Source organism: Ligilactobacillus sp. RTP31139st1_D10_RTP31139_211217 (assembly GCF_040226755.1).
Classification (GTDB): domain Bacteria; phylum Bacillota; class Bacilli; order Lactobacillales; family Lactobacillaceae; genus Ligilactobacillus; species Ligilactobacillus animalis.
The window spans coordinates 47,395-66,560 of sequence record NZ_JBCOAR010000006.1 but is presented as its reverse complement, the minus strand read 5'-3'; the positions used below and the strand labels follow the sequence as shown (position 1 = coordinate 66,560).

Sequence of the window (19,166 nt, the reverse complement as noted above, 5' to 3'; positions counted from 1 at the left end):
TACCCCCTATTGCGCATTATTATCCTGCGTTGTATTGTTGTCATTAGTTTGCGCATTATTTTGTGCGCCATCTTGTTTGGTCGACTCACGCTCAGTTTGGTCAGTTTTTGCACTCGAGCTACTGCTTTGACGCGTGGTCGAACTTTGTGTTTGGCTATCATCTTGTGTCGTATCGTCTTCAACACTGCTTGATGTCTTAGCTGCTGAGCTTTCAGCCTCATCATCAGTCGTTGAAGACGAACTTGAACTGACTTTATCCGAACTTGAACTCTTATCCTCGTCATCACGCTCGCTACTACTTACTCGCTCACTATCTAGAGAGGTTGAGACCGAGCTGACACTGCTGGAGGAAACTTTTTCAACGGCTTTTCCTTCAGAGGTATGAGTCACTTTGTTGACCGCCACGTTGGTAGCCCCCAAGGCCAAAACGATCGACAGGATCGCAAATGGTGTCAACAAAGGTGGTGTACGATATGCCATTTTTACTACCCCCAATTTTTTCTTACTACTCTAATCCTACTACATCTGTGGACCTAGCTGTTTAAAGATTTGCTAAATTTTATTGTAACTTAGCACAGTTTGGACAAAGACCATAGAGTTCGAACCGGTGGCCTTCGATCACACAACCCTCCAATTGATCTTGAAAGATCGTCAAAGGGCACATCTTGACCTCACGCACGCGACCACAATTTTGACAGATGAAGTGGTGATGATGTAACCGATCAAAATCGCACTGGTATTTAACACAGGCTCCCGAAGGCTTATTCTTGGTCTCAATGATGCCTAATTCACTAAAATCCTTTAAATTCCGGTAAACAGTATTATAGCTCATCCCGGGATAGAGCTGTTTCATGTGCTCGGTCACTTGGGTAATACTGACATATTGTTCTTTAAAGCCACACAAGTACTCTAACAAGCTCCTTCTTTGCTTGGTGATCCGATAATGGTGACTTTGCAACACTCTGATCGCTTCATTGATCAATCCTATCCCCCCTAAAGAATAATTATTACTATTTAATATGATACCACGCTTTAAGATAAAATATCAGCCACAAGTTGTTCGAGTTTGGCATAGGTCTGCTGCAACTCGGCATTTTGTAGAACATGAGCTTTGGCACGTAATGCCGCGGGTAACTCAGCATCTCGCTTAGCCTCCTTGCTTGCCAGCCGTTGCTCGATCCTAGCCTTTTTATCACCTCGTGCATGCAAACGCTCGACTTGCACCGCCGTAGAAGGTAATTCTAAAAAAATGACCGTCAGTAACTCAGCGGGCAATTTATCTAAATAAGTCAGAACGCCCTTCGTGTCCAAAACTATCACCGCCCGCTTGTCATGCTTTAAAGCACGTTTCAGGCCTTCAAATGAAGAACCGTAGTAATTATCATCATAGGTAACGTACTCTAGATAGTGGTTATCGAAGAAAGTTTCTTGCGTTTCAAAATAATAATCTTTACCATCTCTTTCACCTTGTCGCTTTGGTCGCGTCGTATGCGTCACCACCTTGGTAAAGCCTAAATTCTCGGTCAAATACGCTTGGGCCGTCGTCTTGCCACTACCAGGGGCACCACAAATGATAAATAAATTTCCATCTAATGTTTCCAAAAAAATCACCTATTTACTCTATCTTAAACTAAACTTGATCCTTTTTTCTTGCAAAATAAAGGTATCCATTATAAAATTGTAAGCGTTGACAGATGCTATATCTATTTTTTTAGATACGATATTGCTGTCAACTTTATTCTATACTTAATGGAGGGGTATTACTATGGAATTTGGCGAATTTTCAAAAGCAAACTACTCGATTTCTCTGGATACAAAAAGCCAACTTTTCAGTGCCCGCTCAAATGATAACCCTAAATTTGAAGCAACGGGCGTGACGATTCAAGATGCACTCTCTGAATTGTCGAAGTTAGACGCTAAGATCCGCTTATAATCGTAGTTAATTAGAATATTCAACCTTGAGGCCACAATTTGATCGTGGCCTCTTTTTATTGAAAACTAATTGACATTTAATAATACAACCCTTATTATAAAGTAATTAATATTATGCAAAGAGGTATCTTATCTATGAGTATTAAGGAACGCGTCTTCAAGAAAGAAAGTTTAGATCGTTATTTGTCTGAAGACCGCAAGTTTAACAAAACGCTTAGTGCTAAAGATCTTATCTCAATGGGGATCGGAGCCGTGATCGGTACGGGGATCTTCATCTTGCCTGGGACTGTTGCAGCCCTTCACAGTGGACCAGCGATCACGATCTCCTTTGTGATCGCAGCGCTCGTTTGTTCAACTGCTGCAATGTGTTACGCTGAATTTTCTTCTGCTTTACCGATCGCCGGCAGTGCCTATTCATTTGGTAATGTCGTCTTCGGTGAAATCGTCGGTTGGTTTTTAGGCTGGGCTTTGATCTTAGAGTATATGCTGTCTGTTGCTGCGGTCTCGACTGGTTTTTCCGCCTATTTCAATTCCCTATTAGCCGGCTTGGGGATCCACTTGCCGAAAGCGATCACGGGGCCTTTTGATCCAGCCAATGGGACTTTTATCAATCTTCCGGCTGTTTTGATCGTTTTATTTATCGCCTATGTACTTTCACGTGGCTTACGGACTTCGATGACGATCAACTCGATCTTTGTGATCATCAAGATCGCTATCATCATCTTATTCCTATTGGTCGGAATGTTTTACGTCAAACCGGCAAACTGGGATCCATTCATGCCATTTGGGACTAAAGGTGTCCTAGTTGGCGCAGCTCAAGTCTTTTTTGCTTATCTTGGCTTTGACGTGGTCGCTTCTTCGGCCGCTGAAGTCAAGGAACCCGCTAAAAATATGCCTCGTGGGATCATTGGAACATTAGCGATCTGTACCTTACTTTATATCTTAGTTTCGATCGTCTTGACCGGGATGATCTCTTATACTAAGTTAAACGTCGCTGATCCCGTTTCCTTTGCGCTTTATGCCGTTAAACAAAATTGGGTCGCAGGGATCATCTCAGTCAGTGCCTTAGCTGGGATGTTCACGATGATGGTAACGATGGTCTACAGTTCTTCACGTTTGATCTACTCGATCGGGCGTGACGGTCTTTTACCTAAGTTCTTAGGTCAGATCAATGAAAAGACTAAAACACCAGAAAAAAGTATGCTCATCGTAACACTCATCATCGCTTTGACCGGTGGCTTCTTCTCCCTCAATCAATTGACAAACTTAGTCAATATTGGGACTTTATTAGCCTTTATGTTCGTCTCACTTGGGGTCTTACCATTGCGTAAACGAAAAGACATTCCAAATAAAGATGGTTTCAAAGTGCCATTTTATCCTGTCTTACCGATCATCTCAGCTATTCTATGTGCCGTGATGTTAGCGCAACTCTCCTTAGAAACTTGGACTGCTGCTTTCGTCTGGTTTGCGATTGGAATGGTCATCTACTTTAGTTATGGTATCAAACACAGTAAGATCAATGAATAAATAACAAGGGACCCACTACGCTCATCGTAGTGGGTCCCTTGTTATTATATTATCCTTTAGCTGCTTTCTTTTGACGCATGATAGCTTGCTTTAACATGAATGGTGCAATGATCGTTGTCAAAATTATCACGATGATCACGCCGGAATAGTATTGGCTCGTCAAAAGTTTGGCGCTATAGCCTACTTGAGCAATGATCAACGCCATTTCCCCCCGTGAGACCATCCCAGCCCCAATGATATCAGCTGAATGCCAGTCCATTCCCAAGGCTTTGGCACCAGCGCCACAACCGATCCATTTGGTCAACAAAGCTAAGATCGTCAATGGAATGATAAATACAAGATCTGATAAGAAACCATCAAAGGTCATATGCAAGCCGATGCTTACGAAAAACATCGGGATAAACACGGCATAGCCGATCGGTTCTACACTTTCTTCGACTTCACGCTTGTAACTAGTTTGAGCTACTGCGACCCCAGCGAAAAATGAACCAACAACGCCACTTAAACCAACTAATTCAGCCAAGTAAGCCATGCCTAAGCAGATCACTAATGACATCAAGATGACCGAAGCGGAGACTGACATCTTTTCACCGATCCGCATCAAAGTTGGGGTCACCCACTTGAAGACCACATAGATCCCTACAAAATACAAGACCTGTAAAGCGATCCCCAAAGCTAGGTTGGACTGAACATGACCCCCGCCACTCTTAGCCACATCACTGAAGATGCTGACCAAAACGCTTAAAATGATAACGGCTAAAATATCATCGATCACGGCAGCCCCTAAGATCGTTGTCCCTTCCTTTGAATCAAGACGCCGTAATTCTTTGAGGACTTCGACCGAGATGCTGACCGAGGTCGCTGCAAAGGTGACCCCTAAAAAGATCGCCTGCTCATTGTTAAAATCAAATAAACGTCCTAAAACATAGACAAATGCCACTGGGACCACGATCCCACAGACTGCGACTGACATCGATGGCTTAAAATACTTCTTGAGTAAGCCCAGATCACTTTCCAGTCCGGCCATAAACATCAACAAGATAACACCGATCTCGGAAAATGTATGCACAAAATCATTTTCAACGACCCAGCCTAAAACCGCTGGCCCTAAGATGATACCAACTAATAATTGCCCAATTACGGCTGGCATACCGATCCGGCGACTAAAATGCCCAGCTAAAGCCGTTGCTAAAAGCACTAGACATAGGATTCCTAAATGTTCCATTATTATTTTCCCTTCTTCTCTTAAATCTACTAGTAGATATGGTCACATCATATTCGATAAAATTAATTATAACTAAAATTTAACCTTCTATCTACTAAAATACTTATACAACAATTAGAAAAAGAGCCAATATGATTATTACATCGGCTCTTTTTTCAGATTATTAAATTTACCTAAACACTATTTGAGTTCAACATCACGGTACAATAACACCGTCCCATATGGTGAAATGTTCAAGCCCTTGACCCGCGAGTTTAAGAGATAGGTCATAGCACCTTGATAAACAGGTGCAGTGTAGGTGTCATCTTTGATCAAATGCTTTTCAGCATCGATCAACAATTCCCACCGCTTAGCTGGTTGACTTGCGTATTCACCAGCAGCTTGATCAAGATCATTCCAGAATTCTTGATTTTGATAATCAGTATTCAAGTGATATTGACCACCATCGCTGATAAAGTTGACTGGATCAGCATAGTCGGGTTGCCATGTTCCATAAACCACATCATAATTATAAGCCGTCGTGGCTGCCAAACGTGATTTAAGTGGAATGGCGCGTAAGTTGACCTTTAAGCCAGGTAAATTTTGCTCCAATTGACTTTGAAGGTAATTCCCAACTTGTTTAGCTTCATTTGTGTCCGAAGTCAAAACTTCTAGCATCAATTCATCTTGACCCAACTCTTTTTTAGCTTGTTCCCATTCACTTTGAGCGACTTTCTTGTCATATGGCAATAGATCACCGGCTTGTTTGCGGTATTCTTTACCCGTTTCAGAGTTATACGCAAAGTCAGCTGGTACGATCCCATTTAATGGTGTGCCTGCATTCAAGACGTTTTTCACCAATAACTTCTTGTCAAAGCCTTGAGCGATCGCCTTCCGTGCATGCACATTACCGGTGACATCTCGTTTTGTGTTGAAGCCTAAATAACCGATCAACGGGATCTTCTTAGAATGATAACCCGGGTTATTGGCATATTGTTTAGCAAATTCATTGCCTAAGATCGTGTAATCTAATTTATTGGTTTGGAATAATTTCCCTGCAGTTGACGTATCTTTGACCACTTGGATGTCAGCACGTTTTAATTTTACATTCTTTTTATCCCAATAATTATTGTTTTTTACATAGCTCCAAGTATCATTGGTTCCCTTCCAACCACTGACAACAAATGGCCCATTATAGACAGCTTGGTCGGAAGTCGTGCCATATTTGTCACCATATTTAGTAACAACTTTTTCATTTTTAGGGAAGAATGGTGCACCAGTCAAAAGCTCATCTAAATAGCTGATCGGTGCTTCAAGTTCAACTTGTAAAGTGTAGTCATCTAAAGCTTTGACACCTAATTGATCAGGTTGCATTTCACCCTTGCGGATCGCTTGAGCATTTTTGATCGGATCTAAACGTTGCGAGTTTGGTGAAGCTGTCGCAGGCGCGATCAAATTTTGCCAAGCATAAACATAATCTTTTGCTGTTACAGGATCGCCATTTGACCACTTAGCATCCTTACGCAACTTAAAGGTATACACGTCTTGAGCATCATTATGTGAAACACTTTGAGCACCAGCCAAGACAGGCTTTCCCTTGCTATCAAAGCGATATAAGCCTTCAAAAGCATTATCCATCGCTTCTAAACTGATCATATCACTATATTTAGCTGTATTTAAAGTTGCCATTTGATCACTGACAGCAGCTTTCATGGCTTGTGGATCTGAACTACTTTTACTATTATTACTGTTGCTACAACCGGCTAAGATCCCGCCAGCTAATAAGATCCCTACAAATGCCATGAGATTTCGTTTCTTCATCTCGAATTCATCCCCCTCGTCTAAAGTATCTAACAATATAATTTTGCACTATTTAATTGTATTTGGCAATAATTTTTACTTACAAATAGGAAATGTTTTTTCGAGTATCACCACTAGTATTTCTATGAGTAAACGACTATAATTGACACATCAACTCTACAAGGGGGCTTTTAGCATGAAGATCAACCAATTTGCGCATCTAGCTGCCGATGCAGAAACTAAGGCACGTGAACTCAATCAGATCGGCTTTTTAAACTGCGATGCACAACATAACGATGATCTAAATCATATCTGGATCCAATTTATCCTTGCTTGTTTGCCACATTTAAAAACGCCAGCGGCTAAAAAAGCGTACTTGAGCGATCTTTTGGCAACATCAACACTTGATGTCGTTGAATTCAAGCAAAGTCAAACGGTGGACTTAAAAACTTTTTATTTAGTCGCACTGCAATTACTGGATTTTGAAGCTGATGTGGATTTTGACATCAATGATCCACTTGCTTCAATGGATAAACTCGGACTTTACCATGCACAGCAGCTTGATGATCGCACCGATCTGATCAATGCGCTATATGATCTACTCTGCACCCATACTAAACACGGGCAGACTCTACTTGATCGCCTGGCAGCTTTAGGCTATTTCACAAAATTCTATGATCTACCTGCGATCAAAAAGCCACTGTTCTTTAACGGCAAGGCGCAACCGATCTTTGATACGAATAAGCTGATCCGTGAAGTCGTCTATGTTGAAAGCGATCTTGACACTGATCACGATGGCAAATTGGATCTGTTAAAAGTTGAGATCATTCGACCTAAAGATACGGAACACGGCCTCAAAGTCCCCGTATTATACACAGCTAGCCCCTACAATCAGGGGACTAATGATGTTTTAGGCGAAAAAATGTTGCATCCAGTGACAGAGAAATTAACACATAAAACTCCAACTACAACTAGCTATGCTGATATAAAATTCGAGGCCAAAACACCAAACTTACCAGCTAAGCGTGAAGTCGCTGGACGTTCGACCCGGGCCGAAGAGACTTTTGACCGGGAATTGAGCTACACTCTAAACGACTATTTTTTAGCGCGAGGCTTTGGCGTCGTCTATGCTGCGGGGATCGGGACGCGTGATTCGGAAGGCTTTCGTACCTGTGGCTCACAAGCAGAAACTAGCTCGACCACAGCCGTCATCGAATGGTTGACGGGAAACCGCCGGGCCTTTACCAATCGCAGTGAAAATATCGAGATCAAGGCCTGGTGGTGCAATAAAAAAGTTGCCATGACCGGGAAATCCTATCTTGGAACTTTAGCCACTGCGGCTGCCACAACTGGGATCGAAGGCTTAGAGACGATCATTTCAGAAGCAGCGATCTCCAGTTGGTATGATTATTACCGTGATGGCGGACTAGTCGTTTCACCTGATGGCTATGTTGGTGAAGACGCCGATGTTTTAGCCCAAGAATGCTTTAGCCGGCGCAAAGACCTAGCACAATATCAAAAGATCGCGGCTAAATGGCAAACACAATTGGACTCGATCACTGCTGGGCAAGACCGTCAAACCGGAAATTATAATCGTTTTTGGGATGAGCGTAATTATCTAAATAATGTCGCTAACATCAAATGCGATGTTGTCTTAGTACATGGTTTGAATGACTGGAATGTTAAACCGCGTAACGTCTTTAATCTCTATCAAGCGCTCCAAGAGCTGCCAATCAAGACTAAGTTGATCTTACATCAAGGGAAACATATTTATATCAATAATTTTCAGTCCCTTGATTTTACCGATATGACGAATCTTTGGTTGTCACATAAACTCTATGGGATCGATAATCAAGCTACAACTGTTTTACCTGACGTTTTGATCCAAGATAACGTTAAGCCTGACACTTGGAAAACTTATCCTACTTGGCAAGCAACGACTACAAGTAAACTTTGGCTGACACAAGCCGGGCAACTAGCCGACACCCCTGATACAGGGAGTTTGAGCTTTAACGATCAACTGACACCTAAGGCTTTTGCTGACTATCAAGCTGATCTTGATCTTTGGAAAAATGATCTCGTTAGCTCTGAGGCTTCCCCCCTTGAGCAAGCCCGCTTAAAATTCCAAACAGCTCCCCTCGAGCAACCATTGCTCATCAGTGGTGCGCCTAAGCTCAGTGTGAAAGTGGCGTGCTCGGCTGACCACGGTCTCCTCAGCTTCATGCTCGTTGATCTTGGTAAGGCAAAACGCTTGAATAATACTCCTACTGTTCTTGAGCCTAAGGGGATCTTGGCTGGCTATAATTGGCGGGAAAATGATCTCGTTGAATTTACGCTAGGCAAAGATACGCCCTTTAAACTCATCAGTAAAGGACATATCAACTTACAAAATCGCACCGAACTTTGGCGCAATGATGAGCTTTTAGCTGATAAATTCTATCAGCTTGAAGTGACCCTGCAGCCAACACACTATCAGTTACCAGCTGGAAGGCGCTTAGGACTGATCGTCTATGCTACCGACATGTTTGGTACGCTACGAGGAAATGAAGACATCAGCTATACCTTAGACCTAGCTGACTGCAACTTAGAACTTCCTTACTTCAATAACTAAAAATAACTCCGCCCCATTTTTGAGGCGGAGTTATTTTTAATTAGCGTAATTGATCTGTTGCGTCTCCAATAAGTCATAGCTAGTAAAGGTATGACCATCAAGATCGACTTTGTGCATGTCTAAGGCTGTGATCTGACTGTTTTCATATGTCTTGTAATAAAAGATCCCTTTGTCGGTGTTATAGCAATCAGAATAGATCGTATATTCATATTTGCCATTACCAACATCACAGCAACCCTTTTGTTGTTCAACAGAACCTAAGATGTGGAAATATTGACCAACACTGGAATTTTCATCTGGTTGGCAGACCGAATGAGCTTTCGTAAAGACTGCTTTGACAAAGCGAGAACTTGAAGTTAGATCTCCTGGTAAACCTAGAGTCCCCATGCCACGGCTATAAGTATCCAATTCGACCCCAGGATAAAAAGTATTTTCTGGTGTCTTAGGCGATAATGTCCGATAGTTATTCAAAGTAAATAATTGCTTATCAAAAGTTGGATTATTCGTTAACACACCCACTGGATCATCATAAACCTTCAAGCCATCAGCCATCGGTTCGACCACGATCGACTCTTTTTTATCTGAGATGATCCAATGCAAAGGCGATAATGGCAATTCAGGACTAAAGGCTTCATTTACCAAATTGATATTAGCTAACATTTCACGGGCTTCCGCTACAGTCTTGCATTGACCCAAAATATATGGAATAAATTCAAATGGTGTCACATTATCCATTTCTGGTTCAAATTCACGAAAGACTGCATTACCTTCAAAGTTGAGCCCTGCCATTCCTAAGCCATATTCATTGACTGCATCATAATACAATGGGGTGTCAGCAAAAACCGCAGCCACCCCGATCATTGCATAGTGCTCGCTTAAAGCAGGCAATTTTCTTAAATTAAAAACAAAATTCCGTGGAACAATAACTGCTTTCTCACCATAAGAAAGTTCTAGATCCAAATTTCTCCCAAAATAATGTGAATTAGTCTTAAACGATACTGCAGTACACATAATGTCGACCTCTTTCTATAAATTCTCTAAATTTTTCTCGATCCAACAGACAATATTTTGCAGACCTTGATTGTCTTTTAAATCAGTCAATAAAACTTCAGCTTGATCTTGATCAGCTGCCACTTGTGCTTGTAAGGTAGCCAGATCTATCCGATGGTATGTAGCAAGGTCGATCTTATTGAGTAAGATCAAGCCCCGCAAGTTTGGAAGTCGCGGAGACTTAGCGCTTGCATCTAGTAAATAGATCACAGCATCGGTCTTGATCTTAGCCGGCTGTAGCTCAGGTCGCTCAACAAAAATCAAATCTATTTTACCACTCAGATGCAACAGATTCAATTCATCAACTAGATCCATATCCTCTAAAGTAGTTGGTGGTACATAATTTATCTTCTCTACCGTAAAAACACCATTAGTTAAAGTTGCTATGGTATACCTATGCGCAAGGATCTCGGTCACCCGCTTGATCAACAATGTTTTACCAACATCTTTTGGCCCACAAATGCCTAGCGTTAACGTCTTTGTTTTAGTCATTGGCTGCCTCCATGTTAGATTACGGTCCTTAACCGGTATATATCATGCGAAACCGCTCGATGTTAGACATGAGGATATAAATTGAATGTTCGCACCTATGAAACAACAATTTGAACATCTTGCTAGCTCACTAAATATAACCAATCTTGTCACTCTTATGCCTTACAAGTAATAATTTACGCCATGTAGGCGATAGCAAATATTCTTTGTTTTTACATATTTACAAAAAAACGTGTTTCTCCTTAAAAACAATGGATTTCTTCCTACTAAAAATTCTTACATGTCAAGTAAAAAAGGCTCATGTTTCTCTTCAAAATCATTTTTAACGCTTTCATAAAGGTTAAAAAAACGCCAAATTATGCAAATTTAAAAAAATCCCCGTTTCACATTTAATTATTAAAAAAATAATCTAAAAGTTATAAATAAAGCCTGTCATTTTTGCGTATTTGTTAATTGTGCGCAACTATAACAGTAATTGATAAAAAGTTCAGAATTATTATATAATTTGTTTGTTTAAAATTTTTATGATAACTTAAAAAAATTTCGTCAGAGGGGGCTTTATCATGCACAACGAACAACTCTTTGATCATAAAGGGCTGCAGATCTACTCGTTGCTACTATTATTGCATTTACATAATAATCATACCCACAAATCCGAGCTCTGCACCGCGCTTAAGATCACCTCGCCGACATTGAGCCAGTTGACTGAGCAGATCAATGCTTTTGACCCACAACTTCTCACCGTTACTCGGCATGAAGTCATTTTGAATTTGCCTTATAATGGTCAAGCTGTCAATGCTTTAAATGCTCAGATCTTAGCCTCTTCGTTGCGCTTTCAGCTCCTAGATCTTTACTTCAAGTATTCACACTTGACCCGTGAAGAAACCGCCCGGATCTTGAATATCAGTCTGACTTCAACTAACAAACTGATCGGCGAATGCAACGCACTTTTAAGTGAATTTAAGCTTGAACTAAAACAAAATATGCTCCGTGGATCAAGCATTCAGTTCTTCTATTTTTACTTCAATTTTTATTGGAATAATCATGCTAAAGGGTCTGCGCTTAAAAATGTCGTTATTTCTGATCATGGTTTTAAAGAATATGCTCAGCAAAAATTAGGTTCTCAGCTCAACATTATTCAAAATGACCAGATCAGCTTATGGCTCTCCTTGCTCAGCAGTAAGCATGAACTGATCCAAAGTTATTTTAGCCAAGAAGAAACTAAACCTTTGTTCTTTGAGATCAAAGAAACACCCTTATACGAAGCTTTATTAAAGTACTTCAAACAAAATTGGATCTTCTTAGATAAAGAACTCGTTGAATATTATAGTTATTTGACCTTTATTTTCTTAAATACATACAATATCATCAGTTATCCTGTCACTGAGATAAATTCACTATTTAAACACTCAAAGTGCCAACAACTACTAGAACAAGTAACTACGATCCTAACTAATAGTTATAATTTTAATACTGACTTTAATTCTTTGCGCAGTAGTTTATATTTTACGATCAATAAGTTGTTGTTGCTTGAAGGTTACTACTATTCAAATAACAGTCTTAACTTAGAAGCTAAAAAAGAAGTCTCCCAACCGTTTGAAGAGAAAGTGATCGCTGAGATATTAAATATCCCACTCGCTAAACAATTCAGCCTCGAACCACATAAACTTCAAGCGATCCAGGATAATCTAAAAATGATGATCTATCCGCATAAAAATATGAAACGCAACTGTATCAGTATTGGTGTTGTCTCACAACTCACGATCGCGACCCGCTACGCCTACATCACTAAGATCCAAAATATTTTAAGCAAGGGGCATAACATTTCCGTCAACGATTATCGTGAAGAGGCTGACTATGATCTAGTGATCGCCGATTTCAACTTGCATGATCTCACGAAATTCAAAGCCCCAGTCTTATTTTTAGATGACCTTGAGATCCAAAGTAATATCGATCTCTTAGAAAAAGAAGTTTCCCGGATCGAAAGTGACATGTATCAACCACTCTTATTACAGTAAAACTAGAACAGCCCCTATCCTGGATAATTCCAGGCTAGAGGCTGTTTTGATATTATTTTTTGCGATCAAAAATGGTATAGGCATGTTTGCCATTATATGGATGGCGACTGATCGAATACTCAAAGGGACGGCCATCTTGTAGATAGACAACTTGTTCAACTTGCAAGATCGGGTCGTTAGCCTCAGATTCTAAATACTTAAGATCATTTGCTTCAGTTTTTTCCGCAGAGATCTTACGAAATGCGCCGCCGATCTCTAACTTAACTTCCTTTGTCAGATAAGCATAGATCGAATCAAACAAGATCTCTTTGCTCAAATTTGGAGCCAAACTAATTGGCATAAAAGTGTGTTCTAAAGCATACGGTGTATTGTCAACTAAACGTAACCGCAAGATCTCATAAACCGGTTCGTTTTGTTTTAATTCCAAACGTTCTTTGACCTCTGGGGTTGGAAAAGTTACATCAAAGACGATCGGTTTGCTCTTGACCCGACTTTTGCTAAAACGCCGACTTAAACCACCATAATCATTGACTGGCAAAGCATCTTGTTGAGCCAACGCGTTCTTTTTCACAAATGTTCCCGAACCTCGCCTGGAGTAAATAAAGCCCTCGATCGCTAACATATCCAAAGCTTTTTTGACTGTCATCCGACTAGTTTTGAATTCTTTAGCTAAAGTGTTTTGGTCGGGGAGCATACTCCCTGCTGGATACTTTTCCTCAATGATCTGTGTCTTTATCGTCTCTAAAATGTGTTTATATTTTGGCTCCATGTTCTATTCCCTCGCACCCTAGAATTTGTATTTACTTTAACCATATAATAGCAATACTTATAACTCTATGTAAAGCTATAAGTAGACCTAAAAAAATAACACCCATTAAAAAATGAGTGTTATCTTTGATCAATTTGCAAAATCACTAAATTTTGTTTTTAAAACTACTTTTAGGCCTAAGTAAACAGCTAACAACCCTAGCAACATGTTAAGGACAATATATAACAAACCTACTGCCACCTGCGAAGCATCAAATAAATTGACGATCCCATCAGCAAACGAAGAAAAGGTCGTTAAACCACTACAAAAACCTGTTGAGGCTAGTTTGCCAAATTCAGCTGAAAGCGTCTTTTTAAATAATCCAGCTGAGATCAACCCGATCAAAAAACAACCGCTAACGTTAACGACCAAAATAGCGAAAGCCTCTGAAACACTAGGTCCGATCAAGGTCTCACAAACATAACGCAAGGCTCCACCAAAGAAGCAACCACAGCCAACAAGCAATAATTCTGTTGATTTTTTCATTTTTCCACCTGATCCTTATCTAAAATAGCTTTCCAAGGGCTAGGCCTAAATAGACACAAGCTAAGCACAACACGACACTACCGCACCAATAAAGCACAGCGTGGCCTGTTTTACCTTGTTTGAAGTACTTGAGATTTTCTAATGAAAAGGTCGAAAAAGTCGTTAAACCACCACAAAAGCCACCTGCATGCAATGTATTAGCCATTTGTGAAAGTTCACCCTTTGCCACTAAAGCAGCAAAGATCCCGATCAAAAGCGAGCCTAGTAAGTTGGCAGCCAAGGTACCATAAGGAAGATAAGCTTTAGCATGATTGAACCAATCAGAGAATAAACTCCGCAGACAACCACCAAAAAAAGCTCCTAGTCCAGCAGCACCAAATCCTAACCAAAAAGTTCCTGTCACAATCATTCACTCTTTTCCAATTAATTATCCGCCCGATCATTTTTCCGAAGCTTCAATGGCGCACAGCCCTTGAATTCTTCACGATAAAATTCGATGAATTGATTTTGGATCTGACGATTGGTATAACCATCATATCCCAAGATCCGTAAAACCGCTCCATTTTCTTCCAGTAACGAGATCCCAAATGAAACATCAGATCCAGGAAGCTCGATCACTTCACGAGCCTTCTTCACAAAATCTTGGTCGATATTTTTGTCGATCAAAATAACCCAATTCGGTTAATTCATCGACTTGTGGCGTACACAACAAGTAATCATTATACACTAATTTGCCCGTAACTTTAATCCGTATCCGCATACCAACATCTCGATACTAAAATGATTTCTCATCTGGTGACCAGCCACTAGTCAAACCATCAGTCGGGGTCAACGAAACATTCTCAGCTAGATCAAGCTCCATAAACTGGCGATAGTAGGCATTCTTATACGGAATGACTTCATCCATATTTCCAAAAATGCCCCTGACCGAGTTTGATCTGGGGCTCTTGACACGTTTGGCGTAAATTATCACACTTATACACATAATTTGGTATCTGCTTTATCAAAATGGCATGAGCATCATCTTCAAGTGTGAGCTTTACCTGGTATTACTCACCTTCTGTAAAACCACCAATTGTTGCCCACATTCGTTTGCTTCATAAAAGTAGAAGTTACCAGTTTAAAGCTTTAAAAGTCGATGCTGCTTTGTTGAATGAAACTAAGCAAGTCGCTAAGCTCTTTTGTCTTTCAAGATAGTGATGTGCAACTCTTCAATATGAGCGTGCACGAAGAATTAGCTTTTGGTCCCCAGCAATTAGAGTTGATAGACGAGTCGCTTTGTTTTCAGAACAACATCAGATCCAAAAGATAATGACTAAAGCCGAGATCTTAAATGACCCAACAGAACTAGCTCATTTAAGTGTTTTATGATCACAAAAGAGGCCCTACCACGATGCAGATCCGCATCATGGCAGGGCCTCTTGTTATTTATACGGAACTAGCCGTATGTCTCACATTATTTAGTTTCAGCTTCCTTAGCTAAAAGCAAGCAACCTGTGATCCCAGCATCATCACCTAGATCAACGTGTACGATATAATCATCTAGATCCGGTGTTTGAACGTAGTCATTCAACTGTTCAGCAAATGATTTTCTGATCATTGGGAAGAGTTGTTCTTGTTTAGAAACACCACCACCGAAAATGATCTTTTCAGGGGAAAGTGTCAATGTTAGATCTACACAGGCTTGGGCCAAGTAATAAGCCACGATCTCCCAAGCTTTGTCATCTTTAGGGATCTCATAAGCTTTGACGCCACCTTGACGTGCTTCGATCGCTGGACCAGCAGCCAAGCCTTCTAAGCAATCATGGTGGAATGGACAATGACCTTCATAGTGATCTTCTGGGTGACGGCGCATTACGATATGCCCGATCTCAGGATGACCATAGCCTTCGATAACTTTGCCGTTGATCACAACACCACCACCAACGCCAGTTCCGACTGTCAAATAGACACAGCTATCCTTACCTTTAGCTGCCCCGCGTTTTAATTCGCCATAAGCAGCCCCATTAACGTCTGTCGTCCAAGCATAGTCAACGTCAAAACGCTTCTTCATTTCACCTAAGAAATCGTAATCTTTCCAACCTGGCTTAGGTGTGTTGGTGATATAACCATAAGTTTCTGATTTACGGTTAACATCGATCGGACCAAAAGAAGCGATCCCGATCGAAACAACATCATGTTTTTCAAAGAATTTAAAGACATCTGTCATCGTTTCTTCAGGAACAGTCGTTGGGATCGAAACACGTTCTAAAATATTTAAATCTTCATCAGCTACAGCACAAACAAACTTTGTCCCACCAGCTTCAATAGCTCCATATAATTTACTCACTATACTTTCCCTCCAAAATAGTAATCGTTTTCTTATAACTATCTTATCGCAAAGTAAGCGTTATGAAAAGAGAAAAACGCAAAATATGTTAAACGTTTAACAGGAAATTAGCCAGACTGGCTTTTTTTATCTAAATCTGCTAAACTCAGTAACGTTGAAATCGAAATAAGGGACGCAAAATCGCCGGGTTTTGCCAAAAAATAACATATCGGAACTTTCTAACAGGCGATCAATTTTGATAGAGGAAAGTTCAGTTTATGGAGGGATTTTTTTGCAAGATTCTACACCACAGATCCGGCGTGAAGTCGGGCAATATATCATTCGCAATATTTTTGCTTCATCCGGACTGTCACTTTACGTTCTAGTCGATACGGTCTTCATTGCAGCCGCGGGGGGGACGCTCGGCTTAGCAGCTTTGAACATCTCGCTACCCATGTTTAATTTCTTTAACGCACTTGGTCTGTTATTTGGGATCGGTGGTTCAACGATCTACTCGATCCACAAGCTCAAACAACCTGAAAAAGTCGCGACCCTTTTTGGGCAGTTACTCATCTTTTGTTTTGGGCTAGGGAGTTTATTGGCGCTTTTGCTAAATCTCTTCCCGCAGCAGATTTTGACGCTGTTAGGGGCCGATTCGCAGACCATGGGGATCGCACTGGGCTATTTTAGGATAATTTCGCTCGGAGCCCCATTTTTCATGATCAATTACGTCTGTGTCAACTTCATTAGAAATGATGGCAACCCGCAATTGACCATGATCGCAACTTTGACTGCTACATTAGTGGTCGTTTTTTTAGATTGGCTCTTGATCTTTGTTTTCCAGCTACACATGATTGGGGCTGCGATCGCAACGATCTTTTCACCCCTGACTAGCTTAACGATCTTAACATGGCACCGGAAGTATCCCGCACGTAAATTGCAATTAAAATTTGCTCTACCTGAGTTCAAAAATCTCAAACAGGCTGCTAGCCTAGGGATACCGTCCTTTTTAACGGAAATGAGTACAGGGGTCAGTATCTTTGCCTTTAACTGGGTCTTACTCAAACTGAGTGGCAATGCAGCCGTAGCAGCTTACGGTGTCATCGCTAACATTGCGATCGTCGTCTTAGCTCTCTCAAATGGGATCGCACTAGGTGTTCAACCGATCGCTAGTCGTGAATATGGCAAACGCGACCTTAAAAACGTCAAAACTGCGATCAGACTTGGCTTACAGGTTGCTCTTGGCCTTTCGTGTATACTGTATTTTATCTTAGTTTTCTTCAAAACACCGATCGTCAGTGTCTTTAACCACGATCACTCCGCACAACTAGCGCAGATCGCAATACATGCTTTGCCACTGTACTTTATCAGTGTCTTCTTTGCTAGCCAAAATCTCGTGATCATGTTATCACTGGTCGCAATCGAAAAAGCTAAATCAGCCTTTACCCTCTCATTACTGCGGGGCTATTTTATTTTGATCAGTGCTGTTTTTATCTTTGCAGCACTCTTTGGCCTAAATGGTGTTTGGCTCAGCGTACCCTTTACTGAAGCGTGCGTCTGTGCTCTAGGCCTGTACTCTTTAACTAATGCTTTAAAAAATATTGATCAGAGGTGACCTCTTTGAAAATCAAACGTTTAGATCATATCGTTTTAACGGTCAGCGATTTGGCCCGGGCAACTCGCTTTTACCACGAAGTTTTTGATATGCCCATCTTAGAAGAAACAGAAACCGTAGCAACTTTGCGCTGTGGACATCAACTGCTGAAACTCCAGACCACTACACGTAAAGATGCTTTGATTGCCAAAACGCCCACAGTCGGCAGTGCTGACTTATGCTTAGTCACAGGCGATGACCTCGACGATGATATCAACCATCTCAAAAGTTATTTTGTCGATATCATTGCCGGACCCCTCACTAAAACTGGGGCTAACGGAAAGATGACTTCGATCTACATCAACGATCCCGATGGTAATTTGATCGAGATCTCAGAATACTAAAAAAAATCGGCGCTGATCATTTCAGATCAGACGCCGATTTTTATTTTGATTATTTATCTTCTTTTTTGCGCTTAGTTGTAGCAAATCCCAATAGACCCGCTAAAGTAGCTAACATAGCTCCCACAAAGGTCGTTTTTTCAGTCGCAGCATCGCCAGTTTGTGGCAATTCTGTGACAGTTTGACCTTCCTTAATTGGCGCAGTCTTTTCTTTGTCCACTGAAGAAGTTTGTGTTGTTGTTACTTGTTTTGGTGGCTCATTTTGTTCTTCTTGCTTTTCATCAGACCCGATACCTGGCTCTTTATCCACCGTCTCAGTTGGTCTCTCTGGTTCAGGCGTTTCATCGACTGCTGGTTTTTCATCCAACATATAGTAAACGGTTTGGCTTTGGTTTTCCATCGTTGGCGTTAAGATCCGTTCAGCGATCATTGTCTTATCTGGAGTATAGCCTGAGATCTCAGGGACTTGACTTGCCTCGATCACACCATCTCCACTCCAAGTCGTTTCGATGATATCACCTGTCACCGCATCGACCGTGTAAAGTGGCACAAAGGTCTTCGTCACGACAACTGCTGGGCTCACAGGCTGACCTTGCTTAGGTCCATTTCCGTAGACATAAGTGATCGTTTCCGTTACGCCCTTACTTGCCCCGGCTTGTGTTCTTGTCCCATGCGTGAGATGCAAAGTGACTAATTGATCTTTAGCCGGATCATTATCATAGTTAGTTGGCAATTCAACTGGTTCCACGAGCTCATAACCTTTATCGAGATACTGTTTGATCAAAGCTTGATAGTCATTGAGCGTTTGGTCGCTGACTTTTGCCCCAGCTAGTCCTTGACCTAACAACTTATTTGTGCGGAGCTCTGTTTTAGTAGTATCATCAATGATCGTTATGCGTAAAGCTTGGATATCTTCAACATAGTTCACTTGATAA

The 19,166-nt window shown here is 41.1% G+C and carries 20 protein-coding genes and 1 pseudogene; 7 read left to right on the top strand and 14 right to left on the bottom strand.

Translation table 11 applies throughout. The features are described 5' to 3' along the window. Positions 1-6: 6 nt before the first annotated feature. The 3 genes from ABT996_RS05100 to ABT996_RS05090 form a co-directional block, all read right to left on the bottom strand. Positions 7-480, bottom strand: coding sequence for a hypothetical protein (locus ABT996_RS05100; protein ID WP_010690308.1), 474 nt, complete (start codon positions 478-480; stop codon positions 7-9). 79 nt (positions 481-559) lie between these two features. Further along, the gene (locus tag ABT996_RS05095; RefSeq protein WP_005920965.1) at positions 560-982 is read right to left on the bottom strand and encodes a Fur family transcriptional regulator; all 423 of its coding nucleotides are present in this window, start codon (positions 980-982) and stop codon (positions 560-562) included. 50 nt (positions 983-1,032) lie between these two features. Continuing rightward, positions 1,033-1,611, bottom strand: coding sequence for a guanylate kinase (locus ABT996_RS05090; protein WP_103050379.1), 579 nt, complete (start codon positions 1,609-1,611; stop codon positions 1,033-1,035). 154 nt (positions 1,612-1,765) lie between these two features. On the opposite strand from ABT996_RS05090, the gene ABT996_RS05085 reads away from it, so the two are divergent. After that, on the top strand, positions 1,766-1,933 hold the full coding sequence (locus tag ABT996_RS05085; RefSeq protein WP_004050845.1) for a hypothetical protein: 168 nt from the start codon (positions 1,766-1,768) through the stop codon (positions 1,931-1,933). Positions 1,934-2,067: 134 nt separating this feature from the next. Further along, the gene (locus ABT996_RS05080) at positions 2,068-3,459 is read left to right on the top strand and encodes an APC family permease (RefSeq protein WP_010690301.1); all 1,392 of its coding nucleotides are present in this window, start codon (positions 2,068-2,070) and stop codon (positions 3,457-3,459) included. 49 nt (positions 3,460-3,508) lie between these two features. On the opposite strand, the gene ABT996_RS05075 is transcribed toward ABT996_RS05080, so the two are convergent. Beyond that, the gene (locus ABT996_RS05075) at positions 3,509-4,684 is read right to left on the bottom strand and encodes a cation:proton antiporter (RefSeq protein ID WP_035446827.1); all 1,176 of its coding nucleotides are present in this window, start codon (positions 4,682-4,684) and stop codon (positions 3,509-3,511) included. Between the two features lie 180 nt (positions 4,685-4,864). Further along, the gene (locus tag ABT996_RS05070) at positions 4,865-6,484 is read right to left on the bottom strand and encodes a peptide ABC transporter substrate-binding protein (protein ID WP_035446826.1); all 1,620 of its coding nucleotides are present in this window, start codon (positions 6,482-6,484) and stop codon (positions 4,865-4,867) included. 175 nt (positions 6,485-6,659) lie between these two features. Between ABT996_RS05070 and ABT996_RS05065 the strand changes: the two genes are divergently transcribed. Next, the gene (locus ABT996_RS05065; protein WP_035446825.1) at positions 6,660-9,074 is read left to right on the top strand and encodes a Xaa-Pro dipeptidyl-peptidase; all 2,415 of its coding nucleotides are present in this window, start codon (positions 6,660-6,662) and stop codon (positions 9,072-9,074) included. Between the two features lie 36 nt (positions 9,075-9,110). Here ABT996_RS05065 and bsh read toward each other — a convergent pair whose 3' ends face one another. Both bsh and ABT996_RS05055 read right to left on the bottom strand, forming a co-directional pair. Next, complete coding sequence (bsh, locus tag ABT996_RS05060) at positions 9,111-10,085, bottom strand: choloylglycine hydrolase (protein ID WP_010690294.1); 975 nt, start codon at positions 10,083-10,085, stop codon at positions 9,111-9,113. 15 nt (positions 10,086-10,100) lie between these two features. Further along, positions 10,101-10,616 (bottom strand): P-loop NTPase family protein, encoded by a 516-nt coding sequence (locus ABT996_RS05055; RefSeq protein ID WP_010690292.1) that lies wholly within the window; start codon positions 10,614-10,616, stop codon positions 10,101-10,103. Positions 10,617-11,179: 563 nt separating this feature from the next. On the opposite strand from ABT996_RS05055, the gene ABT996_RS05050 reads away from it, so the two are divergent. Beyond that, positions 11,180-12,634, top strand: coding sequence for a helix-turn-helix domain-containing protein (locus ABT996_RS05050; protein WP_035446824.1), 1,455 nt, complete (start codon positions 11,180-11,182; stop codon positions 12,632-12,634). 52 nt (positions 12,635-12,686) lie between these two features. Here the strand turns inward: ABT996_RS05050 and ABT996_RS05045 are convergent, their stop codons facing one another. The 5 genes from ABT996_RS05045 to ABT996_RS05025 all read right to left on the bottom strand — a co-directional run bounded on the left by ABT996_RS05045 (position 12,687) and on the right by ABT996_RS05025 (position 14,835). After that, complete coding sequence (locus tag ABT996_RS05045) at positions 12,687-13,403, bottom strand: GntR family transcriptional regulator (RefSeq protein ID WP_035446823.1); 717 nt, start codon at positions 13,401-13,403, stop codon at positions 12,687-12,689. A 129-nt stretch (positions 13,404-13,532) separates the two neighbouring features. Next, a complete protein-coding gene (locus ABT996_RS05040; protein WP_010690288.1) occupies positions 13,533-13,928 on the bottom strand; it encodes a fluoride efflux transporter FluC in 396 nt (131 codons plus the stop codon). 19 nt (positions 13,929-13,947) lie between these two features. Further along, positions 13,948-14,337, bottom strand: coding sequence for a fluoride efflux transporter CrcB (crcB, locus tag ABT996_RS05035; RefSeq protein WP_225362229.1), 390 nt, complete (start codon positions 14,335-14,337; stop codon positions 13,948-13,950). Positions 14,338-14,351: 14 nt separating this feature from the next. Further along, positions 14,352-14,594 carry an urease accessory protein gene (locus ABT996_RS05030; protein ID WP_010690283.1) on the bottom strand — a complete coding sequence of 81 codons (243 nt, stop codon included), beginning with the start codon at positions 14,592-14,594 and terminating at the stop codon, positions 14,352-14,354. A 109-nt stretch (positions 14,595-14,703) separates the two neighbouring features. Further along, positions 14,704-14,835 (bottom strand): urease accessory UreD/UreH family protein, encoded by a 132-nt coding sequence (locus tag ABT996_RS05025; protein WP_010690281.1) that lies wholly within the window; start codon positions 14,833-14,835, stop codon positions 14,704-14,706. A gap of 276 nt (positions 14,836-15,111) precedes the next feature. Here ABT996_RS05025 and ABT996_RS05020 point away from each other — a divergent pair. After that, positions 15,112-15,192, top strand: a pseudogene (locus ABT996_RS05020) (cobalt ABC transporter); the annotation flags it as partial. A gap of 192 nt (positions 15,193-15,384) precedes the next feature. On the opposite strand, the gene ABT996_RS05015 reads toward ABT996_RS05020, so the two are convergent. Beyond that, a complete protein-coding gene (locus ABT996_RS05015) occupies positions 15,385-16,257 on the bottom strand; it encodes an ROK family protein (RefSeq protein WP_010690279.1) in 873 nt (290 codons plus the stop codon). A 271-nt stretch (positions 16,258-16,528) separates the two neighbouring features. Here ABT996_RS05015 and ABT996_RS05010 point away from each other — a divergent pair, with 271 nt between their 5' ends. Both ABT996_RS05010 and ABT996_RS05005 read left to right on the top strand, forming a co-directional pair. Further along, positions 16,529-17,851, top strand: coding sequence for an MATE family efflux transporter (locus ABT996_RS05010; RefSeq protein ID WP_035446821.1), 1,323 nt, complete (start codon positions 16,529-16,531; stop codon positions 17,849-17,851). A gap of 5 nt (positions 17,852-17,856) precedes the next feature. Beyond that, a complete protein-coding gene (locus tag ABT996_RS05005) occupies positions 17,857-18,234 on the top strand; it encodes a VOC family protein (RefSeq protein ID WP_010690277.1) in 378 nt (125 codons plus the stop codon). Positions 18,235-18,283: 49 nt separating this feature from the next. Here the strand turns inward: ABT996_RS05005 and ABT996_RS05000 are convergent, their stop codons facing one another. Continuing rightward, positions 18,284-19,159, bottom strand: coding sequence for a mucin-binding protein (locus ABT996_RS05000; RefSeq protein ID WP_035446819.1), 876 nt, complete (start codon positions 19,157-19,159; stop codon positions 18,284-18,286). Between the last annotated feature and the right edge of the window lie 7 nt (positions 19,160-19,166).

Bases quoted from the DNA above. Each gene is read 5' to 3' on its own strand.
- ABT996_RS05100 (WP_010690308.1), bottom strand. From the start codon at position 480: ATGGCATATCGTACACCACCTTTGTTGACACCATTTGCGATCCTGTCG.
- ABT996_RS05085 (WP_004050845.1), top strand. From the start codon at position 1,766: ATGGAATTTGGCGAATTTTCAAAAGCAAACTACTCGATTTCTCTGGAT.
- ABT996_RS05080 (WP_010690301.1), top strand. From the start codon at position 2,068: ATGAGTATTAAGGAACGCGTCTTCAAGAAAGAAAGTTTAGATCGTTAT.
- ABT996_RS05075 (WP_035446827.1), bottom strand. From the start codon at position 4,684: ATGGAACATTTAGGAATCCTATGTCTAGTGCTTTTAGCAACGGCTTTA.
- ABT996_RS05070 (WP_035446826.1), bottom strand. From the start codon at position 6,484: ATGAAGAAACGAAATCTCATGGCATTTGTAGGGATCTTATTAGCTGGC.
- ABT996_RS05065 (WP_035446825.1), top strand. From the start codon at position 6,660: ATGAAGATCAACCAATTTGCGCATCTAGCTGCCGATGCAGAAACTAAG.
- bsh (WP_010690294.1), bottom strand. From the start codon at position 10,085: ATGTGTACTGCAGTATCGTTTAAGACTAATTCACATTATTTTGGGAGA.
- ABT996_RS05055 (WP_010690292.1), bottom strand. From the start codon at position 10,616: ATGACTAAAACAAAGACGTTAACGCTAGGCATTTGTGGGCCAAAAGAT.
- ABT996_RS05050 (WP_035446824.1), top strand. From the start codon at position 11,180: ATGCACAACGAACAACTCTTTGATCATAAAGGGCTGCAGATCTACTCG.
- ABT996_RS05045 (WP_035446823.1), bottom strand. From the start codon at position 13,403: ATGGAGCCAAAATATAAACACATTTTAGAGACGATAAAGACACAGATC.
- ABT996_RS05040 (WP_010690288.1), bottom strand. From the start codon at position 13,928: ATGAAAAAATCAACAGAATTATTGCTTGTTGGCTGTGGTTGCTTCTTT.
- crcB (WP_225362229.1), bottom strand. From the start codon at position 14,337: ATGATTGTGACAGGAACTTTTTGGTTAGGATTTGGTGCTGCTGGACTA.
- ABT996_RS05025 (WP_010690281.1), bottom strand. From the start codon at position 14,835: ATGGATGAAGTCATTCCGTATAAGAATGCCTACTATCGCCAGTTTATG.